The 22,271-nt window shown below is 51.5% G+C and carries 16 protein-coding genes; 4 read left to right on the forward strand and 12 right to left on the reverse strand.

Features of this window, described 5'->3' with window-relative positions; all coding sequences use genetic code 11:
- The first annotated feature begins 92 nt into the window (after positions 1–92).
- Entirely contained in the window at positions 93–695 is a 603-nt protein-coding gene (locus GHC22_RS17875; protein ID WP_003021524.1) for a peroxiredoxin, read from the forward strand.
- Between the two features lie 67 nt (positions 696–762).
- Here GHC22_RS17875 and GHC22_RS17880 read toward each other — a convergent pair whose 3' ends face one another.
- The 3 genes from GHC22_RS17880 to GHC22_RS17890 all read right to left on the reverse strand — a co-directional run bounded on the left by GHC22_RS17880 (position 763) and on the right by GHC22_RS17890 (position 4,013).
- The gene (locus GHC22_RS17880) at positions 763–2,631 is read right to left on the reverse strand and encodes an amidohydrolase (RefSeq protein WP_100272841.1); all 1,869 of its coding nucleotides are present in this window, start codon (positions 2,629–2,631) and stop codon (positions 763–765) included.
- A gap of 21 nt (positions 2,632–2,652) precedes the next feature.
- Positions 2,653–3,198, reverse strand: a complete 546-nt coding sequence (locus GHC22_RS17885; RefSeq protein WP_153753659.1) for an antibiotic biosynthesis monooxygenase — start codon at positions 3,196–3,198, stop codon at positions 2,653–2,655.
- Positions 3,199–3,371: 173 nt separating this feature from the next.
- The gene (locus GHC22_RS17890) at positions 3,372–4,013 is read right to left on the reverse strand and encodes a hydrolase (protein WP_003021513.1); all 642 of its coding nucleotides are present in this window, start codon (positions 4,011–4,013) and stop codon (positions 3,372–3,374) included.
- A 273-nt stretch (positions 4,014–4,286) separates the two neighbouring features.
- Here GHC22_RS17890 and GHC22_RS17895 point away from each other — a divergent pair, with 273 nt between their 5' ends.
- Positions 4,287–5,189, forward strand: coding sequence for a LysR family transcriptional regulator (locus GHC22_RS17895; protein WP_048235979.1), 903 nt, complete (start codon positions 4,287–4,289; stop codon positions 5,187–5,189).
- Here the strand turns inward: GHC22_RS17895 and malZ are convergent.
- The 5 genes from malZ to phoB form a co-directional block, all read right to left on the reverse strand.
- Positions 5,183–7,000 (reverse strand): maltodextrin glucosidase, encoded by a 1,818-nt coding sequence (malZ, locus tag GHC22_RS17900; RefSeq protein ID WP_153753660.1) that lies wholly within the window; start codon positions 6,998–7,000, stop codon positions 5,183–5,185. The genes GHC22_RS17895 and malZ overlap by 7 nt on opposite strands.
- A 138-nt stretch (positions 7,001–7,138) precedes the next feature.
- A complete protein-coding gene (proY, locus tag GHC22_RS17905) occupies positions 7,139–8,512 on the reverse strand; it encodes a proline-specific permease ProY (RefSeq protein WP_008783922.1) in 1,374 nt (457 codons plus the stop codon).
- 81 nt (positions 8,513–8,593) lie between these two features.
- Positions 8,594–9,913: a branched-chain amino acid transporter carrier protein BrnQ gene (gene brnQ / locus GHC22_RS17910; protein WP_003021501.1), complete on the reverse strand. Its 1,320-nt coding sequence runs from the start codon at positions 9,911–9,913 to the stop codon at positions 8,594–8,596.
- Positions 9,914–10,318: 405 nt separating this feature from the next.
- Positions 10,319–11,614 (reverse strand): phosphate regulon sensor histidine kinase PhoR, encoded by a 1,296-nt coding sequence (phoR, locus tag GHC22_RS17915; RefSeq protein WP_153753661.1) that lies wholly within the window; start codon positions 11,612–11,614, stop codon positions 10,319–10,321.
- Between the two features lie 50 nt (positions 11,615–11,664).
- The gene (gene phoB / locus GHC22_RS17920; RefSeq protein WP_003830970.1) at positions 11,665–12,354 is read right to left on the reverse strand and encodes a phosphate response regulator transcription factor PhoB; all 690 of its coding nucleotides are present in this window, start codon (positions 12,352–12,354) and stop codon (positions 11,665–11,667) included.
- Between the two features lie 190 nt (positions 12,355–12,544).
- Here phoB and sbcD point away from each other — a divergent pair, with 190 nt between their 5' ends.
- On the forward strand, positions 12,545–13,747 hold the full coding sequence (gene sbcD / locus GHC22_RS17925; protein WP_153753662.1) for an exonuclease subunit SbcD: 1,203 nt from the start codon (positions 12,545–12,547) through the stop codon (positions 13,745–13,747).
- Positions 13,744–16,887: an exonuclease subunit SbcC gene (sbcC, locus tag GHC22_RS17930; protein WP_153753663.1), complete on the forward strand. Its 3,144-nt coding sequence runs from the start codon at positions 13,744–13,746 to the stop codon at positions 16,885–16,887. The genes sbcD and sbcC overlap by 4 nt, the downstream gene beginning before the upstream one ends.
- Before the next feature lie 85 nt (positions 16,888–16,972).
- On the opposite strand, the gene GHC22_RS17935 is transcribed toward sbcC, so the two are convergent.
- From GHC22_RS17935 to GHC22_RS17950, 4 genes are all read right to left on the reverse strand, one after another.
- Entirely contained in the window at positions 16,973–17,971 is a 999-nt protein-coding gene (locus tag GHC22_RS17935) for a fimbrial protein (protein WP_153753664.1), read from the reverse strand.
- Between the two features lie 14 nt (positions 17,972–17,985).
- The gene (locus GHC22_RS17940; protein WP_153753665.1) at positions 17,986–20,511 is read right to left on the reverse strand and encodes a fimbria/pilus outer membrane usher protein; all 2,526 of its coding nucleotides are present in this window, start codon (positions 20,509–20,511) and stop codon (positions 17,986–17,988) included.
- A gap of 26 nt (positions 20,512–20,537) precedes the next feature.
- Complete coding sequence (locus tag GHC22_RS17945) at positions 20,538–21,260, reverse strand: molecular chaperone (RefSeq protein ID WP_228553197.1); 723 nt, start codon at positions 21,258–21,260, stop codon at positions 20,538–20,540.
- Between the two features lie 100 nt (positions 21,261–21,360).
- Entirely contained in the window at positions 21,361–21,918 is a 558-nt protein-coding gene (locus GHC22_RS17950) for a fimbrial protein (RefSeq protein WP_048235986.1), read from the reverse strand.
- Positions 21,919–22,271 lie beyond the last annotated feature (353 nt).

Here is a 22,271-nt window from a genome sequence, read left to right on the forward strand (position 1 = left end):
GATTGCCAGCGCCTCTTTGTCTTATCCCCGAACACTCTCTATACTGGCCCGCGTTGCGTTCCAAAAACCCCTTAACTTTGCAGGAGAATTATATGGTACTGGTAACTCGTCAGGCTCCGGATTTCACAGCAGCTGCGGTACTGGGTAGCGGTGAGATCGTTGAAAACTTCAACTTCAAACAGCATACCAACGGTAAAACCACCGTTCTGTTCTTCTGGCCGATGGACTTCACCTTCGTTTGCCCGTCTGAACTGATCGCATTCGACAAACGTTACGAAGAATTCCAGAAGCGCGGCGTTGAAGTTGTTGGCGTTTCCTTCGACTCTGAATTTGTCCACAACGCATGGCGTAACACCCCTGTCGACAAAGGCGGCATTGGTGCAGTGAAATACGCAATGGTTGCTGACATCAAACGCGAAATCCAGAAAGCCTACGGCATCGAGCACCCGGAAGCGGGCGTTGCGCTGCGCGGTTCTTTCCTGATCGACGCTAACGGCGTTGTTCGCCACCAGGTGGTTAACGATCTGCCGCTGGGTCGTAACATCGACGAAATGCTGCGCATGGTTGACGCGCTGCAGTTCCACGAAGAGCACGGCGACGTTTGCCCGGCACAGTGGGAAAAAGGTAAAGAAGGTATGAACGCGTCTCCGGACGGCGTGGCAAAATACCTGACCGAGAACGTTTCCAGCCTGTAATTGGCATGAATCGACAAAAGGCCCGCAAATGCGGGCCTTTTTTATTGTCAGCAGATCCGATAAGCGATTAAAACGCGAAGCAGGAGCAGCCAAGCGCGCCCCAGAAAGCCCGGTCATCTGACACCGGAATCCCCGATTTCCGCGCAATATCATGCTGGTGACCGTGTACACCGCAGCTACCGCAGCACTGGTGCATCTGCACCATTGCGCCAATTTTCGCCGCAGCAGGTGGTGCTGAGCGATAATGCCCTGGCACCTTCACCACTGGCGACCAGTCCGGCACAATCGGAATAGCAGGTGGTGCCAGCGGGGTGAAATGCCCTGCGGCGTAAACCACTTTGCCATCAACAACGGTCATCACCGACTCAATACCTTTGATCTCTTCTTCCGGCACGCTGAAGTAATCTTTAGACAGCACCACCAGGTCGGCCAGTTGATCTTTCTCGATGCGCCCTTTCTTACCCTGCTCACTGGAAAACCAGGCGCTACCGGCCGTCCACAGTTCCAGGGCAACATCACGCGGCAGACGGTTGTTATCATCGTACATTGCCATCCCGCCAACGGTACGGCCCGAAACCAGCCAGTAGAGCGCGGTCCACGGGTTGTAGCTGGCCACGCGGGTGGCGTCAGTCCCCAGCCCGACCGGAACGTCAGCCGCCAGCATTTTCGCCACCGGCGGCGTATGTTTAACCGCGTCTTTGCCGTAGCGATCGACAAAATACTCTCCCTGGAACGCCATACGGTGCTGGACCGCAATCCCGCCGCCCAGTGCTTTTACACGCTCAATGTTCCGTTCAGTAATTGTTTCGGCGTGATCGAAGAACCAGTGCAGGCCATTGAACGGGATATCACGATTAACTTTCTCAAATACGTCCAACATTCGGCTGATAGATTCATCGTAGGTGGCGTGCAGGCGGAACGGCCAGCGATGCTCCACAAGATGTCGTACCACGCGCTCCAGCTCATCTTCCATCCCCTCCGGCAGATCCGGACGTGGCTGGAGAAAATCTTCAAAATCCGCTGCAGAAAAGACCAGCATTTCCCCTGCCCCGTTGGCACGATAGAAGTCGGTTCCCTGCCCTGGCTTGAGCATATCGGTCCAGCGTTCAAAGTCTTCCAGTTCCTGCTTCGGACGCTGGGTAAACAGATTGTAGGCAATACGTACCGTCATCTGTTTGTTAGCGTGTAACTGCTCAATGATCTCGTAATCTTCCGGGTAGTTCTGGAAGCCGCCGCCCGCATCGATGGCGCTGGTCAGTCCCAGACGGTTCAGTTCACGCATAAACTGGCGGGTCGAATTAACCTGCATTTCCAGCGGCAGTTTTGGTCCCTTTGCCAGCGTCGAGTAAAGGATCATGGCGTTCGGTTTAGCGATCAGCATTCCGGTCGGGTTGCCGTTGCTATCACGCACAATCTCACCGCCCGCCGGATCCGGCGTCGCTTTGGTATAGCCAACCGCTTTCAGCGCGGCGCGGTTGAGCAAAGCCCGGTCGTAGAGATGCAGAACAAAAACCGGAGTATCCGGAGCGGCTTCATTCAGTTCTTCGAGGGTTGGCATGCGACGTTCGGCAAACTGGAATTCACTCCAGCCGCCCACCACGCGTACCCATTGTGGCGACGGCGTTCTGTCAGCCTGGTCTTTGAGCATGCGTAGCGCGTCCGCCAGTGACGGCACGCCCTCCCAACGCAATTCCAGGTTGTAATTCAGTCCACCACGAATAAGGTGCAGGTGCGAATCGTTCAGGCCCGGGATCACCGTATGTCCTTGCAGATCGACAACCTGCGTCCCTTCGGCGGCAAAGCTCATTACCCGTTCGTGGCTACCGGTCGCCAGGATCTTTCCGTTGGCGATCGCCACCGCCTCGACCTGCGGACTTTGCCTGTCGAGAGTATGAATTTTTCCGTGAGTCAGAATCAGTGTGGCAGTTTGAGACATAACAATCTCCTGAGATACCGGTCAGGCTTTTTTCAGCCATCCGGCAAACAGACGGGTTACGATGGGCATCCAGAACCAGACCACCAGCGCAACCACAAAGGCATCATTGATGAGATGCAGGAGTAACGAGCCCTTCATTGCAGGCAGTACAATGCCGGTCAACCACGGCACCAGATTGGTACTGGGAAATATCACCAGCAGGGTTATCAGAAACTGTTTCCAGCGTTTGGGCTGGCGTACATGGGCCGCGGGCGGCGTAAACCAGAACGCTGCTTCGGTGCGAATTTCGGTTTTGTCACCTTCAGCCAGCAGTGGAGCAATCTCTTCGACCAACACGCGGCGCGTATCGGACTGGGTCCAGCTATACAGATGCTCAAGCGTGTCGAAGCGGATAATGATGTTCCACAGGTTGTTGCCATCTGCCGGGCGAATAACGTTCGCCCCGAGATGACCGGGAAATTCAGCCGCTACAGGCATGATTTTCCCCAGCCACTGCTCATACCGCTGCGCCTGCTCAGGTAGCAGAGTGTGAGTAATTACCAACGTCACATGTTTGTTCTGCGCCATGAAGGGTTCCTTGTTGACAGGAAACAGGCCGCTTAGGCCAGGAAAGCAATACACAAAATCATTCATGGTGCATCGAGGCGGCAAGGTTGTGGATCCCCGGGAACTGACATAAGTAAGTGACCGGGGTACGCAAGCGAAGCCAACAAAGATGCAACATGAAGGATGACATGTATTTAAGCTTTACGTTCCGGCGCGCCATGCACCATGGTATAGGCATAATCCACGCCCATACCGTAGGCGCCGCTGTGCTCGCGCACCAGATCCATGACGGCGTCGTAGGTTTCTTTGCGGGACCAGTCGCGCTGGTACTCGAGAAGAACCTGTTGCCAGGTTACGGGTACGGCACCTGCCTGTACCATGCGGTCGATAGAACGCTCATGAGCATCTACGGACGTGCCGCCGGAGGTATCCGTTACCACATAAACTTCATAGCCTGCCTCCAGTGCCATCAGCGCCGGAAAAGTCAGGCATACTTCGGTCCACAGCGCGGAGATAATCAGTTTTTTACGCCCGGTCGCTTCCACCGCTTTCACAAACGCCGCATCTTCCCAGGAGTTCATTGAGGTGCGTTCAATGGGTTTGACATCAGGATGAACCGCTAACAATTCCGGCCAGATATATCCGCTAAAACTTTTGGTTTCTACAGAAGTATAAATCACCGGAACATTGAATATTTTCCCGGCTTTCGCTAATGCCACGGTATTATTTTTCAAAGTCTGGCGATCAATATTCGCCACACCGAATGACATTTGCGGCTGATGATCAATAAAAATAAGCGTAGAATTTTGAGGGTCAATCAGTTCCCGAATAGACATAGCACACCTTCTTAATCAATAAGTTAAAAGGCAACGGTCTGTATCTGCCGTCAGCAGCAGGATCCTGAATCAGAAAGCTTGTTGAGTATAGCGGGAAATTTCTAACGAGTTATTAAAGAAAACTTACCATCCTGTGAAACTATTAATTTTGTGTTGCGATATATCCTAAACAACATCAAAAAAATGCGCATGACTCATCTAATTTATTCACTGGCATTGTTTTACTTCATTCGGTACAACAGAAGGGTTTAATTTTCAGGATATTTTCTGCTTATGCGCATTAATCTGGATGTTTTGCTTATTCTCGACGCTCTCGACAAACAGGGTTCATTTGCCGCAGCGGCCGAGTCGCTGTTTAAAACCCCTGCCGCACTCAGCTATATGATTCAGAAGCTGGAAAGCGATTTGAATATCGAGCTGCTTGACCGTTCCGGGCACCGGGCAAAATTTACCGATACCGGACAGATGATGCTGGAAAAAGGGCGTTTGCTGCTGAATGCGGCGAAAGATCTCGAAAAGCAGGCGGTACAGCTGAGTTCAGGCTGGGAAAAAGAGCTGGCAATTGCGCTGGACGACTCCTTCCCTTTCTCCGCGCTGTTGCCCATTATCGATGAATTTCATGCGCTGAATAAGCAAACTCGCCTCAGTTTTACCCACCATACGCTGGCGGGCTCCTGGGAGGAGCTGACCCATAATGGAGCCGATATTATTCTGGGGGCAATTAATGAACCGCCAACGTCTGCAGCCTGGTCCTATAAAATGCTCGGCACGTTGGACAATGTGTTTGTCGTTGCGCCTGAGCATCCGCTGGCCGCAGCAGCAGACGGCCTGACCAACGAACAGTTATGCCTGCATCGGGCGATTGTTATCAGCGACAGCGCCCGCTTCTGCCATCCGTTACAAACCAATCTGATGGAGGAACAGGCGCAAATCCGCGTCGATGACTTCCACAGTAAGGTGATGCTACTACGAGCCGGTATGGGCTGCGGATTTCTCCCCCGCCATATTGCCAGCCCGTGGCTTACCACGGGCGAGCTGGTGGAAAAAACGGTTATCTCATTTCGCCAAAAAGACGTGGCTTATATGGCATGGCGCAATAACCGCGATGGGCTGGCACAGCGCTGGTGGCGGGAAACGCTGCTGGCAAGCCCGGAAATTGCGCGCTTATATCAATGACCTATCCATACTGAGGCGGAAATCGCCGGCAACGTCAGGATATCGTCGGCAAGCATGCCGTTGCCCTCTTTGTGCTGCCATTGACTCACGCTCAGTAATGGCGAGGCTGGCAGGACCACTTCACAAGCGTGGCCACGGTTAATCGCCACCAGGACGCGCTGTCGGTTTAGCACGCGAACAAACACTACCACGTTATCCTCGGCGTAAATCACCTGGCAACCACCGTGGCGCAGCGCCTGATTCTGGTGGCGTAATTTTGCCAACCGCTGATACAACGCCAGCAGAGTAGCGTCCTGTTTTTCAGGCTGCCACGGGAACGGTTTGCGACAAAACGGATCGTTGTTCCCGTCCAGCCCCACTTCGTCACCGTAGTAAATACAGGGCACGCCAGGCCAGGTAAACAGCCATACCACCGCTAGCGGTAACCGTGCGACGTCTTTACCGAGCAGAGATTTAAAGCGGGCGGTATCGTGGCTGTCGAGCTGATTAAACATCCGCAGCTGTTGCTGATGCGACAACCCCGCGCGGTAGTTATCCATCCATGCCATACAGGTCTGGGCATCAATGGATTGCGGGTCGTATGAGATATCGGTATTGGCGAGAAATCCCCAGAGGGGGAAAGTAAAGCCGCGATAGTTCATGGCGGCATCTTCTGCATCAGCCTGCAACCACTGGCGCGCATCGCCAAAATGCTCACCCACCACATACGCCTCTGGCTGGGTTTCTTTTGCCGCCTGCGTAATTCCAGCCACATGTTGTAGGTTGTTACGTGCGCCTCCGGCCTCTCCCAGCATGTGCACCACATCAAGACGCCAGCCGTCCATACTCCACGGCGCTTTCAGCCAGTGGCGGACGATACTGTCTTCACTACGATAAATTTCATTCACCAGGCTTTCCGAGGAAAAGTCCAGCTTAGGTAAGCTGGAATATCCCAGCCAGTCGAGTGCAACGCCGTCGGCTGAGAAATGATACCAGTCGCGCCAGGGGGATTCTGGATTATGGCACGCCCCGTCTGTCCCCCGATTATGTCGGTCAAACCAGGCGTGCGAATCGCCGCTATGGTTAAAGACGCCGTCGAGAATCAGACGCATGCCCTGCTGTTGGGTGTTGTGCCGCAGACGCAGTAGCGCCCTGTCGCCGCCAAATTGCGGATCAACATGACGGTAATCTTCGGTATCGTATTTATGCACGCTCGGGGCGGTAAATACAGGATTCAGGTACAGCGCCGTGACCCCTAACGTTTTCAGGTACGGTAGCTTTTCGCTGATGCCGTCCAAATCGCCGCCATAAAACGTGGAGCCACCGGCCTGAGCCGTAAGCGGTTCGTCCCATTCGCGCCGCACGATGTCGTGTCCGGCGGCGTGGTGGTAATAGACGTTATCCTGGCCCGCTTCACGCGACTGGCTGCGGGCAAAACGGTCCGGGAAAATTTGATAGAAAATCTGATCGGCAACCCACTGCGGACCGTTATCCGGCACATCAACCGCAAACTGCTCCAGACGCGCAGGCGGAAAACGGCTGAATCCCTGTGGGGTGAACCACAGCTGACGATCGAGCCAAAGTAATTTAAAGCTATAGCGTCGACGAGGCTGCCCGCTGGAGAGATTGATCGCCGCTCGCCACGCGGTCACACCCGGCTGCGGCTGGCTGCGCTGCTTGTGCATAGCCAGCGAAATCTCTTCGTTATCGTTTTCTGCGCGTAGCGTCACCCGCTGGGGTGGATTTTCCCCCGCCAGCCATAATGTAATCGTCAGTTGATCTTTGTTTTGCTTAACAAATGGGGCAACCGGAAGGTGCCAGGCGTTCAACATCACGTATCCCCTTTGATGATAATGACGTCACCTTGCCATAGCGAAGTGCAGGATCACTCATCATCTTAACGTTTATTGGGGGAGGAGTTCGGGGGAGGAGAAAATTGCCGGGTAACGCAAAGCTACCCGGCAAAAATATTACTGTGCTTCAGCCAGTTGGCGCTCGCGACGGCGCTTGAATCCCCATCCGACCAGCAGCAGGACAATCCACGCAAAGCCGACGTACAGCGAAATGCGGGTATCCGGATGATAGCCGATGAGCGCGATGATAAAGACCAGGAAAATCAGGCCAACAACGGTCGTCGTTACCCCACCCGGAACTTTAAATTTCAGCGCTTTGACCTCATCCGGCGGCAGACGACGACGGAAAGCAATCTGCGACAGCAGGATCATAATCCACACCCATACCGTGGCGAAGGTCGCCAAAGAGGCGATCACCAGGAAGACGTTTTCCGGCATGATGTAGTTAAGATACACCGCAAACAGCAGCGCGATAGTCATCACCATTACCGTCACCCACGGCACGCCACGACGCGACGTCTTGGCGAACATTTTCGGGGCACTGCCCTGCTCCGCCATGCCGTGTAGCATACGCCCCACACCGAAGACGTCAGAGTTAATAGCCGACAGCGACGCAGTCAGAACCACAAAGTTGAGGATCCCGGCAGCAAAAGTAATGCCCATATGCTGGAACGTCATAACGAACGGGCTACCGTCGGTACCCACCTGGTTCCACGGGTAGATAGACATAATGACGAACAGCGTCCCCACATAAAATACCAGGATACGCATTGGTACGGAGTTGATGGCGCGCGGAATAGATTTTTCCGGGTCTTTGGCTTCGCCTGCGGTAATCCCGATAATCTCAATCCCGCCATAGGCAAACATCACCATTTGCAGCGACATCACCATGCCGAGCCAGCCGTTGCTGAAGAAGCCACCGTTGCTCCATAAGTTATGGATACCGGTTGGTTGCCCGCCGTTGCCAATCCCCCAAATGATGATACCGAAACCGGCGACAATCATGATGATAATGGTGGCGACTTTGAAGAACGAGAACCAGAACTCCAGCTCACCAAACACCTTCACGCTCATCAGGTTGATGGCACAGATAATCAGCACCACGCTGAGTACCCAAATCCAGTGCGGTACCGCCGGAAACCAGACGCCCATGTATATGCCGAAGGCTGTCACATCGGCAATGGCGACAATCAGGATTTCAAAACAGTAGGTCCAGCCGGTAATGTAGCCTGCCAGCGGTCCGAGGTTTTCCTGCGCGTAGCGCGAGAAGGAGCTGGCTGCCGGGTTATGAACAGACATTTCGCCCAGCGCACGCATAATAATGTACGCCGCGACACCGCCGATAATATAGGCCAGCAATACGCTTGGCCCCGCCATTTTGATAGCGTCGGCCGAGCCGTAAAACAGCCCGGTACCAATTGCTGAACCTAATGCCATAAAGCGGATGTGCCGGGTGCTCAGCCCACGCTTTAGCTTGTTATTACTTTCCATCGATTCCTAACCTGTTAACACAATAAAAAAACCACGGGGCCATGTTAATAGCCCCGTGGTTAAAACTTATTGTCAGTGATATTAGTGTGCGCTGGAGGTCACTTGTCGACCCGCGGCGCGATCCCAGATAACTGCCAGGACCACCATCACGACTGTTGGCATCAACCACGCCAGCCCCTGCTCCGCCAGCGGTAAACGCTGGGTCCAGGCCGGTAACACGTCGCCAATTGCAGAAGCTTTAATGCCATCAAGGATACCAAAAATCAGGCTGATAAACATCGCAGGAGCAATGACGCGGGAAGAATTATGCCACCATGAGCGGGTAAAGCTTAATACAACCAGTGCGATACATGGCGGATAGATAGCCGTCAGCACCGGAATAGAGATCTGAATCAGATGGCTCAGACCCAGGTTAGAAACCACCATCGAGAAGCCGCCGAGGATAAATACCAGCGTGCGATAAGACAGTGGAACGTACTGGGCAAAGAACTCTGCGCACGCACAGGTCAGGCCAACCGCGGTGACCAGACAGGCGATGAAAATCAGCGCCGCCAGCAGGAAGCTTCCTGCACCGCCAAAGGTGTGCTGAACATACGCATGCAGAATCGCCGCGCCGTTAGCAGACTGATCGACCAGAATCGCGCTATCTGAACCCAGACGGAACAGCGCGAGATACAGCAGCGTTAAGCCCACACCCGCCATTAAACCCGCCCAAACGGTATAACGGGTCAGCAGACGCGCTTCAGTAACACCACGCGAGCGAGCGGCGTTAACGATAACAATACCAAACACCATCGCGCCCAGCGTATCCATGGTCAGATACCCGTTCACGAAGCCATTAGAAAACGCCGCAGTTTGATAGGCTTCCATCGCATTACTGATCGGGCCTGCTGGCCAGACGATTGCAGCGACAGACAGGACCACCAGCGCCAGGATTTTCAGCGGTGCCAGGAAATTACCCACCGTATCCAGCAGTTTGCCCGGATAAAGCGAAACCAGAATGACAATCGCGAAATAGATAACGCTATAGATAAACAGCGGCAGCGCAGAATCACCAGTCAGCGGTGCAATCCCGACTTCGAAAGAGACCGTCGCGGTACGCGGGGTAGCAAATAACGGCCCAACGGCCAGATAGCAAACGGTCGCCAGCAGCAGACCGGCAACTTTACCGATAGGCGTGCTCAGTCGGTCCACACCACCGCCGACTTTCGCCAGCGCGACAACGGTAAGTACCGGCAGGCCAACGGCCGTAATCAAAAAGCCAAAAGCCGCAGTCCAGACGTGTTCACCTGCCTGCAAACCAACCATTGGGGGGAAGATGATGTTACCTGCACCAACGAACAGTGCAAATGTCATAAATCCCAAAGCGATAATATCGCGCGATTTTAACTGATGGGTCATAAAGTCTTACTGCCTGTGGATGTGGTGTTGAAAATAGTAAATTTTTGCCTTTCCCTGGGGGACAATACAGCGGCATTTTTGCTCAATTCCAGCGGGAAACACTCCCGACCTGGCGCGGCGAAGAATAGTTTTTCGATTTACCGCGTAAATGCAGTCGGTATGACAGCACCTGGAGCGCAATTTAAACGCTTATAACGTTTTAAAGCAAGGTGGGATCCAAAAACCAGAACAATATAGCGATATGAAAAATAGGGTTAGCACAAAACACCATTTCATGGAAAAAGGTATGGGTAATCATTCGAACAAAAAACAATCAAACGTCGTAAAATTCAGGAGGCATCTATTGACCACATAAAAAAAACCAGCTTGCGCTGGCTTTTGGAAAGATTATCTTACGAATACGTCTTAGCCGTTACTTTTGGCAATGAAACGTTCCGGGATCATGAAACTAAATCGCGTCCCTTTGCCTGGTTCGCTTTCGATGTTCAAACGGCTGTCGTGATGATGCAGCGCATGTTTCACGATAGCCAGACCCAGCCCGCTACCGCCCGTTTGTCGCGATCTCGCCTTATCCACACGATAAAAACGCTCGGTCAAACGTGGTATATGCTCGGGGGCAATGCCCGGACCGTTGTCTTCCACGCAAAACTCCGCCCCTGACGGCACATGCTGCCAGCGTACGGTAATGTGCGTTCCCGCTGGTGTATGGTTCACCGCGTTGTACACGAGATTCGAGATAGCACTACGCAACTGCTCCTCGTTGCCTCGCACATTCAGGCTGTTATCGACATCAAAGGTAAACGTATGTTTATGCTGGCTCAGGGTTTGCGCTTCGTGCTCGATCACGCGCAGCATCATGGGTACATCGACTTTCTCATTCAGCTGCAACGTCGGCGCAGCTTCAATTTTTGACAGCGTCAGCAGCTGTTTCACCAGGCCTTCCATACGATACGTTTGTTCACGCATGGTATGCAGTGCTTTTTCGCGCGTTGTCCCTTCCAGCGGATGCTCCTGCATCATTTCCAGGTAGCCTTGCAGCACCGTCAGCGGTGTGCGCAACTCATGGCTGGCGTTGGCGAAAAAGTTACGCCGTGAACCTTCCAGTTGGTGCATCTGGGTAACGTCGCGCGCCACCATCAACAATTGCTTATCGGTATAGGGCATCACGCGAATTTCCAGATGCCGTCCGGTATTGAGCACCAGATTGATTGGCCGGCTAAAATCGCGCGTTTTCAGATATTGTGTGAATTCCGGGTAGCGCAGCAGGTTAAGAATATTTTGCCCGCTATCGTCCGGCCAACGCAGTCCCATAACCTGCTGAGCCAGTCCGTTACACCAGAAGATACCGCCTTCTTCGGTGGTCAACACCACCGCGTCGGGTAGTGATTCCGCCCCGCTGCGAAAACGTTTAATCAGGTTACCCAGTTCTCGACGGCGCTTTTTGTTGCGAAGCTGCATTTGATGCAGCCCATATAACAACGGCTCCCAACTGCCTCGCCCCGGCGGCGGCGTCATACTTCTGTCGACCCATAACCACCAGGATAAACGTAATAAATTCCAGAAATGCCAGATAAGCAGGCCCGTTACCGACGCCAGTAAAAACCAGGGCAGGTAACCGAAAAAAGCGCTAAGGATAAATGCCGGTATGCAGCACAGGATCAGCTCCAGTACCAACCTTTTCCATGACAATCGTTCTAGCAAACGTCTTACTCCATAAACGGCCTAATCCATCAGGCCCTGATTCTTGTCAGTCAGAAGCGGGTCGAAAAACGATATCCCGTCCCGCGAACTGTCTGCACCATACGATCGTGTCCGCTGTGCTCCAGCGCTTTACGTAAGCGGCGGATATGCACATCCACTGTCCGGTCTTCTACGTAGACATTGGTTCCCCAGACATGATTGAGGAGTTGTTCACGGCTGTAGACGCGTTCGGGGTGAGTCATAAAGAAGTGCAACAGTTTGAATTCGGTCGGCCCCATATCCAGCGGTTCTTCGCCAGTCATTACGCGATGCGAAGTGGGATCAAGACTCAGCCCCTGCATCTCAATAACCTCTTCCACCGCCATGGGGGAAATACGACGCAGCACTGCTTTAATACGCGCCACCAGCTCCTTGGGAGAAAACGGCTTGGTAATATAATCATCCGCACCGGTTTCCAGACCCCGGACGCGATCTTCCTCTTCTCCCCTCGCCGTCAGCATCATTACGGGGATGTCCCGCGTCATGGCTTCGCGCTTGAGATGCTTAATAAACTGTAGACCCGAGCCGCCGGGAAGCATCCAGTCAAGCAGGACGAGATCCGGCCAGGGTTCATTGAGTTGGTTCACAGCACTGTCATAGTCTTCGGCTTCTACGGGTTGAAAACCGTTTTGCTCGAGCACGAAGCAGACCATTTCACGAATTGGAGCTTCATCTTCTACGACCAGAATACGTCTCGCCATGATTTGCCCTGTTTATAATTAAATCGTTTGCCATCAATACGGTGCCATTATGCGTCAGTTTTATGACAGATTTATGAAAAGATAGTCCAGGTTTAACGCAGCCAGACGAATTATGACAGCCCGGAGACAAGATATTACCGTCCTTGAAAGGTTATAATCCCCGCCACTGTTTTATCGTCATGGAACTCTTATGCGCATCCTTCACACGTCTGACTGGCATCTGGGCCAAAATTTCTACAGCAAGAGCCGCGCCGCTGAACATCAGGCCTTTCTCGACTGGCTGCTGGAAACGGCACAATCCCAGCAGGTGGATGCCATTATTGTGGCGGGCGATATTTTCGATACCGGCTCACCGCCAAGCTACGCCCGTGAGCTGTATAACCGTTTTGTCGTCAATCTGCAGCAAACTGGCTGTCATCTGGTCGTGCTGGCAGGCAACCACGATTCCGTCGCCACGCTCAATGAATCCCGCGATATTCTGGCGTTTCTCAACACCACGGTCGTTGCCAGCGCCGGCCATGCGCCGCAGGTGCTGCCGCAACGTGATGGCACGCCGGGAGCGATCCTGTGTCCGGTTCCTTTCTTACGACCACGTGACATCATTACCAGCCAGGCCGGGCTAACCGGACAAGAAAAACAGCAGCATCTGCTGGGGGCGATCACCGACTATTACCAGCAGCAGTATCAGGACGCCTGCACGCTGCGTGGCGATCGAAACCTGCCCATCATTGCGACCGGGCATTTGACCACCGTTGGCGCCAGTAAAAGTGACGCCGTACGTGACATTTATATCGGTACGCTGGACGCCTTTCCGGCGCAAAACTTTCCACCCGCGGACTACATCGCACTGGGGCATATTCATCGGGCGCAGGTTATCGGCGGGACGGACCATATTCGCTACTGCGGTTCACCGATTGCCCTCAGTTTTGACGAGTGCGGCAAAAGCAAATGTGTACATCTGGTGAGTTTCGAAGCGGGGAAACTCAGGGCCGTTGAAAATCTCACCGTACCGGTCACCCAGCCGCTTGCGGTACTGAAAGGCGATTTAGCCGCCATTACCACCCAGCTTGAACAGTGGCGTAACGTGCCACAAGAGCCGCCGATATGGCTGGATATTGAAATCACCACCGACGACTATCTGCATGACATGCAACGTAAGATCCAGGCCTTAACCGAAGATTTACCGGTCGAGGTGTTATTGGTGCGCCGCAGTCGGGAACAACGTGAACGTATTATGGCCAATGAACGACGCGAAACGTTAAGCGAGCTAAGCGTAACGGAAGTTTTTGACCGCCGCCTGGCGCTGGAAGAGCTCGAGGAGCCTCAGCGTGAGCGGTTGAATCAGCTGTTTAGCGCAACCTTACACACGCTTGCCGGGGAGAGTGAAGCATGAAAATTCTCAGCCTGCGCCTGAAGAACCTCAACTCCCTGAAGGGAGAATGGAAAGTCGATTTCACTGCAGAACCTTTTGCCAGCAACGGGTTGTTCGCCATTACCGGGCCAACGGGCGCGGGGAAAACCACCCTGCTGGACGCGATTTGCCTCGCCCTGTACCACGAAACACCGCGCCTGAATACCGTGTCACAGTCGCAAAACGACCTGATGACTCGCGATACCGCGGAGTGTCTGGCCGAAGTTGAGTTTGAGGTGCGCGGCGAAGCCTACCGCGCATTCTGGAGCCAGAACCGGGCGCGCAATCAGCCCGAGGGCAACCTGCAGGTCCCGCGCGTAGAGCTAGCCCGCTGCGCTGACGGTAAAATCCTCGCCGATAAAGTCAAAGACAAGCTGGAGATGACAGCCGAGCTTACCGGGCTGGATTACGGGCGTTTTACCCGTTCGATGCTACTGTCTCAGGGCCAGTTTGCCGCCTTTCTTAATGCCAAACCGAAAGAGCGCGCCGAGCTTCTGGAGGAGTTAACTGGTACTGAGATCTACGGCCAAATCTCCGCCATGGTGTTTGAAAAGCACAAGTCGGCGCGTACGGAGCTGGAAAAACTGCAGGCCCAGGCCAGCGGCGTGGCGCTGTTAGCACCAGAGCAGGTGCAGTCCCTGACGGAAAGTTTGCAGGTACTTACTGACGAAGAAAAACAATACCTTACCAGCCAACAAACCCAGCAACAGCACCTCAACTGGCTTATTCGGCAAAATGAGCTTCAGACGGACATAAACCGCCACCAGCAGGCATTACAGGCAGCACTTCAGGCGCAAGAAGACGCGCAGCCGCAGCTGGCAGCGCTGAGCCTGGCGCAGCCGGCCAGAGCATTGCGCCCTCACTGGGAGCGAATCCAGGAACAAACGGCTACTATCGAGCGTACGCGCCAGAAGATTCAGGAAGTGAATACTCGCTTACAAAGCAGCTTAGCGCTGCGCGGGCGTATCCGTCAGCAGGCGCACACGCAATCTACCGCGATACTCGCCGAACAACAGACGTTAACCGACTGGCTGAACGAACATGACCGCTTCCGCTTATGGAGTAGCGAACTGGCAGGATGGAAAGCGCTGCTGGCGCAACAGTCCGACGCCAGCGCCCAGCTACGCCAGTGGCAACAGCTGCGGGAGAACGACACACGTAAGCTCGATGCCCTGCAGCTTCCCACGTTGACCCTTTCGCCGCAGGAAGTGACAGAAGCGCTGGCGCAACATGTGCAGCTTCGTCCACTACGCCAGCGCCTCAGTAATCTGCACGGGCAAATCGCCCCGAAGCAAAAGCAGCTGGCACAGCTACGCGCTTCACTGGTGCAGCGCCAGCAAGAGCTGACCCAGCGCAACGCGGTACTTGCCGAGAAACGTCAGCGCTATAAAGATAAAAATCAGCAACTTGCCGATGTGAGACTCATTTGCGAGCAGGAAGCCCGCATCAAAGATCTGGAAAGCCATCGGGCATTACTGGAATCCGGCAAACCTTGTCCGCTTTGTGGCTCTATTACACATCCGGCTATCGCGCGTTACCAGACGCTTGAGCTGAGCGTAAATCAGGCACGACGTGAAGCGCTGGAAAAAGAGGTCAAAACGCTGGCCGATGAGGGTTCAACCCTGCGCGGGCAGCTTGAGGCGATAACGCAGCAACTTCAGCGCGATGAACATGAAGCACAGAGGCTTTCTCAGGAGGAGCAAGCACTTACTCAGGAGTGGTTGACCGTTACCGCCAGCCTCAACGTATCGCTACAACCGCAGGATGACATTGCCCCGTGGCTGGCCGCTCAGGAAGAGTACGAACAACAGCTTCACCAGTTAAGCTTGCGTCATACCCTGCAGGCGCAAATCGCCGCGCATACCGAACAGATTACTCAACTCCAACAGCATATTGACCAGCGCCAGGCAACGTTAACCTCAGAGCTGGACCGTCATGGTCTGGCCCTTCCGCCCGAGGATGAAGTCTCCTCATGGCTAAGAGAACGGGCGAACGAAGCGCAAATGTGGCAACAGCGCCAGAATGAACTGACTGAGTTACAGGCCCGGATTGCCCAGCTTGCGCCGCTGCTGCAAACGCTGCCAGAATCTGAGGCGCTTTCTGAAATCATTGAGGATCTGCCGCTGGAAAACTGGCGGCAGGTGCACGACGATTGCCTCTCTTTACAGGGACAGTGGCAAACCTTGCAGCAGCAGGAAGCACAGGACGTTCAGCGCACCGCAGACATTCAGGCGCAGTTTGATGCCGCATTGCAGGCCAGCATCTTTGACAATCGTGACGCCTTTATCGCCGCCCTGCTGGATGAAGAGACCTTCAACCGTCTTGAGCAGTTGAAACAATCGCTGGAAGTCCAGCAACAACAGGCACAAACGCTGCTTAATCAGGCCCAGCAGGCGCTGGTGACTCATCAACAGCAGCAACCAACCGGGGTGGATCTCACGCTCACGGTACAACATCTTCGCGACACGCTGGCGCAGCTCACCCAACTGCTGCGGGATAACACCACTCGTCAGGGAGAGATTCGCCAGCAACTCAGGCAGGATGCTGAAAACCGCCAGCAACAGCAGGCGCTGATGCAGGAGATTGATAACGTCGCGCAACAGGTCGAAGACTGGGGCTATCTGAATGCGCTGATCGGCTCGAAAGAGGGAGATAAGTTCCGCAAATTTGCCCAGGGACTGACGCTGGATAACCTGGTCTGGCTTGCCAACAACCAGTTAACCCGTCTGCACGGTCGCTATCTGTTGCAGCGCAAGGCCAGCGAAGCGCTGGAACTGGAAGTGGTCGATACCTGGCAAGCCGATGCGGTGCGTGACACGCGTACGCTCTCCGGCGGCGAGAGCTTCCTGGTGAGTCTGGCGCTGGCGCTGGCATTGTCCGATCTGGTCAGCCACAAAACACGAATTGACTCCCTGTTCCTCGACGAAGGCTTCGGCACGCTGGACAGCGAAACGCTGGATACCGCGCTGGACGCACTGGATGCACTCAACGCTACCGGTAAAACCATTGGCGTGATCAGCCACGTCGAAGCAATGAAAGAACGCATTCCGGTGCAAATCAAAGTGAAAAAAATCAACGGGCTGGGCTACAGCAAACTCGACAACACTTTCAGAGTGGAATGACGCTGATTTTTCGACGTATTGATATTGCCGACAAGATCGGCAATATCATTCCCTGCATATTATTCTTACGCTTAAAAAATAACCGCTAGCGGTAAATCATATCAAAGGTCGCCGTGGCGTTGATTTCGCCGGCCCGCAAGTTCTCATTTAAACGTATGACGTGTGCTTTAAACGGCAGGTTGACGCTCCCTTCTGCAACATTTTTCACCGTGGGCAGGAGTTCACCAAAAGTCACTAACCGATCGTTATATAAAATTTGCACACCGACACCTTGCGCAGACGCCGGAGAATCAAGATCATTTAATGTCAGAATAGTGCTATCGCCTGCTGCCGTTGTACCAGAAAATAATACATTGACATTGGTATCCGGATCGCACGTCAAATCAATTTTAAAATCAACCGCATCACCAGTATCACCCGGGTTATTCAGACTGACAGTTTTAAAGTAACGTCCCAAATTAACAGAAATATTCTTACTATTAAGTACACAACTGGCACTGTTAACTACCACATCTGCATCGGTGAAGTTAATATGAAGTTGGGCGGCGGATTCATATATTCGGGAAGCACTAAATCGTGATAATTGCAAGGGAGTATCTGTAATAGGTTGCCCGGTTGAGATTAATCGCACCTCAAACATTGCCGATACATTTATGTATTCACACCCCTTACATGTTTTATTACCCTCGGCCTTTGCCGGAGAATAAAAAATACGGGCATCACTTGGTGAGTAGCTTTTGCCACTCTCAACAGACAACCACCAAATTTTAATCCCAATACCTGGGTTATTCGTCTGATAAACATATTCTTCAACGCCATTTACCAGTGTCAATGATGAGTCATCATATCCACGATAGATTGGGTGCACCCCATTACAAAATATATCCGATTGATTTGGAGCACTAAGATAACCGCTATCCCATAGGACAGTTCCTGCAGGGACATCGCGCTGAGCGTTAATAGTCGGAACGGTGACCGTATAGGTTGCAGCTGTCGTATCATTTCTATAATAACATGAAGCATAACTTACCACTGACCAGTTTAGTACAAAAAATACAATCACATACCTAATGAAGGATATCATTATCACTTTCACCTTTATTTACACTCTGCCGCTAATATAGCAACGGCTTTGTTGGTAAGTTCATCGGCAGGAATAGCAATCTGCGCGGTACACTGCTGTGTCGCTTTCTCACCCCACTTCACCATAACGCGATCGCCTGCCGATACACCGGTTAAATAAACCTGTCCGTTATCACCCACGATACTGGCATAATTTTTTTCGTTTTCTCTTGCCAATGCCGCAAGCGCGCCGAAAGGAACGTTATTTCCATTATGTTGTAGCGATAACAAAACACGTATACCGGTGCGTGCAGAAAATGTTGCCAGTGTGACCGCACCACGCGAAGGAATTACCTGTTTGACGGGTTCCGCGATATCAACCTGAGGGTTACTCGCTGTATTCAATATAATGTTATTCGTTCGATAGGGTGAGGCATATGGAATAACGGCGTAGCCATAGGAATTAGTATATACACCGGTACTGTTTTCTACTTTAATATCAGGTCCATCGTCGGCATCGACTAAGGTCACCGTTTCAGGTAGCGACTGTGCTAAAGTAATCCCGCCAGCATGGCCGATAATCCCACCTTGTAACTTATAATTCACTTGCCGGCTGTTGTTGTCATAATTGTACCCACCAGAAACAGAGCCAAATGAGCCTTGCCAGGTGGCATTCATACTTCCATTCTCCCCCATTCCATTATTCCCCCAGGACTGCTGGAGATTATAATTAAGGTTATCATCCTGCAATGCAGTACCACTGATCCCAATCAGATGTTGCTGACTACGATGACGGTTATCTGTATAAGTATAATTCGCCCAGGCACTGGGTAACCATTTATCTAAGGGAATACTGACAGTAAATGAAACCTGCTCATCACGATGTGAGGTTGGCGTTTGCGTCAACGAATAGTTGAGCATAAATCGGATCCGTTCCCAGTTCTGGTTATAACCGACAGAAACCGTGCGCTCATAACCCGCCAGCCCCCAGTAATCTTGCTGATAACCTGAGAGATAGAAAGAACCTAGCTCATTCAGGCTCTGGCTGATATTTACCTGAAAGCGGCTACGACGGTTATTGGTATTGCGATAAGCATAAAAACTGTCGTCATCAATATCGTTAGTTCGGTTATTTAACGTTTCCGTAAACGTATAAAAATTACGGGTAGAGTATCGATAACTCGCAAGCGTAAGATTGGTGTTGGTCGTATCAATATTCTTCGCATACTGGGCACGATAAGACATCCCCTGCCAGACGTTATCAGCCACTTCGCTTCTGGCCGTTGTGGCATCAAACGAAAACGCGCCAAAATCATGAAGATCGATACCAAAACCTAATGCCGCGGAACGATAAAAATCACTGCCCAACACGCCGCTATACACGGTAAAACCATAAGGCAACCCATAGATAAGTTGCGCTTCGACCAGATTAGGATCCTCTGATGTATCATTATTTTGGTAATGCCCGGCGGCAACGCTATATTGCAATGCCCCCTGTCGCTGCATGATAGGTAAAGAAGACGACGTCTGAACGAAGCTACGCTCACTCCCATCAGCCTCCGTGATTGTTATATCGAAATCACTGCCGGAAGATACCTGCGGTACATCCGTAATTTCAAACGCCCCTGCGCTGACATAGGTTTGATAGAGAGTGTAGCCATTTTGCTTAATGGTCACCTTAGCATCGCTTTTCGCAATCCCCCGGATCACCGGCGCAAACCCTTGTTGGCTATAGGGCAGCATAGCGGTATCTGTTTGCAGACGAATACCACGAATCGGAAGGCTGTCAAAAATATCTCCCGCTGTAGAGCTATCGCCGAGCGTCAGTTGGCTACGCAGGCGCTTTATATCCCGCTGAATATACGTCGAAATGTTTTCCCAACCGTCTCCACTTTGGTAGTTTCCATTGTTTCGTATGCGCCACGGCCCTACATTCAGCCCACTGTTTAAACTCAGGTAATTTTGTGTCGACGAGCCCTGAGAGCTGTAGTGTGTTTTAGAGCCGCTATAGTAATAACCCAACAGTGCAGCAGGTATTCCATCATCCCAATTATCAGGGTCGATATACCCCTGCACTTCCTGATTAACAGCAACTTGCGGTACACGAATATCCAACCGTTGTTGCTGAGTGGAGAAAGTCCAGGAAGCCTCTTCAATGTAACGTCCGATATCATCAACCGTGGCGTCATCAGACATCGTTTTCATCAATGGCATTTTGCTGACATTGACGCCATAGGCGGCCAGTTCTAATTTTTTTAACACGGGAATGAGTGCGGTATGGGCTTCATTAAGCACATACGTCACATTCTTTTTTTCAACAAAATGATTATTAAAATAAACAGAACTGAGGTAGACGCCTGGTGCAAGTGCATTATCGTCTAAAAAAGTACGGATCGCCTCTGCGCTGTCTATTGGGGAATCAAAACGTAGCGCATCAATATTAAACTCATCATCAGCAACTTGTGATTCAGCGATACAAAACGGACTACACAACATCAACGCGGTGGCAATAGCTGATAATTTCAATGAGAGAATTTCATGATTATTATTGATAGGCCGCATATTGTGGATATCCTTATCCGCCAAATTTAAAGTGACTTTTCCTGTTCGGAAGTGGCATTGCCGTAGTCGTCGATTGCACTCCATCGAACAAACTTAGCGTTCCCACCAGGAAGGGAATAGATCATTTTTGAATAGGGTGAAATCATCATAGACACAGCAGAAAGCGTATCTTTCGGCGGCTTTACCTCTTTGCCGTCAACGGTCATATTATGCAAAGAAATATAGTATGCCGTCGGGTTATCCACAGCCAAACGTCCACCTGAAACAGAAAATATCAGACTTTTGTATGCTTCTTGCGCGTCGTTTTTATTTAATCCTTTTGGTCGCCATATCAGCTTAATACGACTGCGGGTAGCCAATTGTAGCTTACTTTGTTGTACTAACACTTTAGGCGTCGCTTCGATAGACTTGATATTAGCCCAAAAAATTTGTTCACGATCTTTTGTCAGGATGCCATTTTTATCGACTGAGATAAAATGCAGGATATTCGTCTGTCCGCCAATAAGTTTAAATAACGGAGGAGTAATAATAAGAGGAGGCTTACTTTTATCATTCTTATCGAAGTTATCAACCCATGCCTGAACAAGCTGATTTCCATTACCCGTATTTTTTACCGTTGCCTGAACTTCATCCACATCTCCAGGATAAATAATACGCGTATTACTAATTTGCACCCCCGCCGAAGCAGTGTTTTGAAAAAGAATGAATATTGCTGAAAACAGCAAACCAGAAATGTTGAGATTCATCATTCATCCCTTATGGCTAAATCTCGAAAAGAATTACAGGACATACCCTGATTATCCTATGGCATATCCTGTCTGAACTTACGTCACACCCACTCTACGTCCCTTATGGATAGTAAATGGTATAGGTTGTGGTTGCGGCAAACTCGCCGCCTTTGATACTCGCCGGATCAACGGTTGCCACAACTTTTGATGTGAAGTTAAACGTCAGGTCATTTTCTTCGCTTGCCCCGGTCGTTTGAGCAAAAGCAGAGTTCGCTTCGTCGTTAAAAACGACTTTATCATTGCTGGCATCAGCGCCATAAACCACAATGCCAACACCGGTATCAACGCCGCCAGTAAGCGCTTTCAACTGCGTATTTTCCGTTGCGGTATCACCTGCAAAGGTCAGGTTTACCACAGTATTTTCCGGGCACTTAGTCAATTTAATTGCAAACGGCTGAACCTGAGACGCTTCTTCGCCAATACCAGCAAAGGCGTTCGTCCCCAGCGGGGTAAAGGGTACCTGAACATCTTCGCTGTTTGTCTCAACCTGGCAAGGCGGGTTAATAATGGTACCGGTAAAAGTGACGGTGCCCTGGTCATCAGTTAAGTCTGCCGCATGCGCAACATTGATAGCTGCAACAAGCAACAAAGAGGCAGAAAGGAGTACTTTCTTTTTCATATGAAATTTCCCTATAATAAATTTTATTATCTTTCGAATGCTGCCTCTGAAATTCCCGCCAAAGACTTTTGCATATAAAAATCCCAAACAGTCCTCAGAAGAGGTCCGAAAGATAGAATCTTATGCGTTCTAACCCAATGGATATTGTGGTCGGCATATATAATATAATATGATTTTTATTTCATCAATAGCACAAAGACAAAAAACAATACCATTATAAAACAGTAAGTTAAAATAAATTAATCACACAAAGAAAAACAATATTTAAATAATTTATAGCTATGCGTTTTATATATAAAAAATAAATCACTATCGATTCATATTCGTTATGAATACAACAACCCATTCCCAAC

The sequence above is a fragment of the Citrobacter sp. H12-3-2 genome (assembly GCF_009649895.1).
Lineage (GTDB): Bacteria > Pseudomonadota > Gammaproteobacteria > Enterobacterales > Enterobacteriaceae > Citrobacter > Citrobacter portucalensis.